The organism is Halomonas llamarensis, from assembly GCF_023555005.1.
In the GTDB taxonomy this organism is placed as follows: Bacteria; Pseudomonadota; Gammaproteobacteria; order Pseudomonadales; family Halomonadaceae; genus Vreelandella; species Vreelandella llamarensis.
Window position 1 is genome coordinate 1 of record NZ_JAMJPJ010000067.1, and the last position, 2,100, is coordinate 2,100.

The 2,100-nt window shown below is 58.7% G+C and carries 1 protein-coding gene; it reads left to right on the top strand.

Annotation, left to right across the window (positions count from 1 at the left end; genetic code table 11):
- The first annotated feature begins 162 nt into the window (after positions 1–162).
- On the top strand, positions 163–1,977 hold the full coding sequence (locus tag M8006_RS17520) for an RHS repeat-associated core domain-containing protein (RefSeq protein ID WP_250084475.1): 1,815 nt from the start codon (positions 163–165) through the stop codon (positions 1,975–1,977).
- Positions 1,978–2,100 lie beyond the last annotated feature (123 nt).

Here is a 2,100-nt window from a genome sequence, read left to right on the forward strand (position 1 = left end):
GACACTGAAGGCCTATCTCGCATAACTATCGCGTCGGTAAGACGTTAAATAGCCTCAACGCATCCACCATGCAGACGTAAAGCGCTCAATAATGGCGCTACCACCGCCGCGATGAATGAGGCGGGATCAAGGGAGACATATACTGCCTTCCTTGGCGGTAACGTGTCAGCAAACACCTATCATATGGCTCACATCGAACTTAGTCATATCGTCAGCAGCGGCCTCCAAGGAGAGAGTAGTTGGAGCTGGCAACATCAGCACACGCTCACCGCCACCGGCGCGCCCCAGGCCAGCCAGTTCGGCGACCTCCCGACGCTCAACTGGCACACCTACGGCAGCGGCCATCTGCACGGTATGAGTGCCCCCGGCCTGGATCTTGAGATCGCCCTGGAGCCCGATGCCCTACATCGGGAGACCCAGCGCCGTCTCAGCACCGGTGCCAATGCGCACAACCAACCTTTAATGCTGGAGCGCGGTTACACAGAGCTGGGGCAGCTGGATCACCTCACCCTGCGCAGCCCGGACACCACCCGCCAACAGCGCTATCAATACGACGCCCTGGGCCGAATGAGCTTCCGGAGCCTGGAAGGCGATCCCGCAGAAAAAGTCATCGCCTACCGTTTTGATGCCGCCGGGCGTTTGATTGGCAGCCAGCACGGCGATCATGCCCACCGCTACAACGTGGACGCGGCCGGTAATCGCTTAGAGCAGGGGGCCGACAAGCAGCAAGGACTGACGGATAACCGCCTTGGTCAATTAAACGGCACCCGCTACCGCTACGACGGCGCAGGCAACCTGATCGAACGCCAACAGCCCAACGGCGAACGCCTGACGCTGGGCTACGACGGCGCCAACCGCTTAGTGCACCTGATCCACGCCAGCGAGCTGGGGGCGACCCGCGAGGCCACCTACCGCTACGATGGCCTGGGAAGACGCCTCAGCAAAACCGTACGCCACCCCAACGGCACCAAAGCCACCACCCACTACGGCTGGGACGGCGACCGCATCGTACGCGAAGAAACCGACGACCAGCGCACTACCGTGGTGTATGAGCCTGGGAGTTTTGTGCCCATGCTCAGAATCGATGACACCCAGCAAGGCCAAATCCTCAGCGCCTATATCACCGACGCTCTCGGCACCCCCATGCAACTGGTCACCCCCAACGGCCAACCCCGCTGGCTCGCCGACCCCGACGATTGGGCGGCGGTCAAAAACCAACGTGCCGTACGCCACCTCACCCAACCGATCCGGTTCCAGGGCCAGTGGCACGACGAAGAGAGCGGGCTTTACTACAACCGCCATCGTTATTACGACCCGCAGCAGGGGCGGTATATTAGTCAGGATCCGATTGGGCTCAACGGTGGCACGAATTTGTATGGCTATGTGACTAATCCGACGGGGATGGTGGATCCGTTGGGGTTGTTTCAATCAGCCATGGGTAGTATCAGCGCAGCGTATGGTTCACAGGCGTTAGCACATGGTGCAACCACGCCTCCGCCACCAACAGCGCCTGCCGGGGAAGTTTTCACTGGTAGTAGCTACCGACCCGGCATTATTGGTGCCATCTTCCCATCCAGCATGTCTGCCTTTGCAAAAGATCCACAATACGCAGAAGCTCTTAGGCATCAGGGTGCAACGCGTAATAATATTACACTGCCTGCGGCATCAGGCGCGTTAGGAGCCCCAATGGTGGGTGCAGCTGCACCGGGTGCAGCCAAAATTGCAGCAGGAGCCGGCAGCACTTTAGCAGCAAGTGCAAATCAGCTTAGCCTGCGTGCTATGTGCAGTGTGGCGACTGTATCGCCGGGGGCGGCAGTCGGAATAGCTAATCCAACTATTCAGCAAAGAGCTATTGATTTCACAAACGGTTTTTTCGATCCTGGAGCGCCCCAAAATATTATGCAATTTATTGGTGGGGTAGTAGAGGGGGAGCTTGCTACAGGGCTCCCGAATAATCGGTTTCGTATAGACAGATAGTTAGTGCGCCAGGCGAAGCCTGGTCATCCGGGCACCTGAAAAGGGGGAAAGGATGAAGTGAAACCCAATGGGTGAAAGTCCCATCCGGCCAAGGCTAGCCACCCGCCGGTAGCGAGTGTTGCG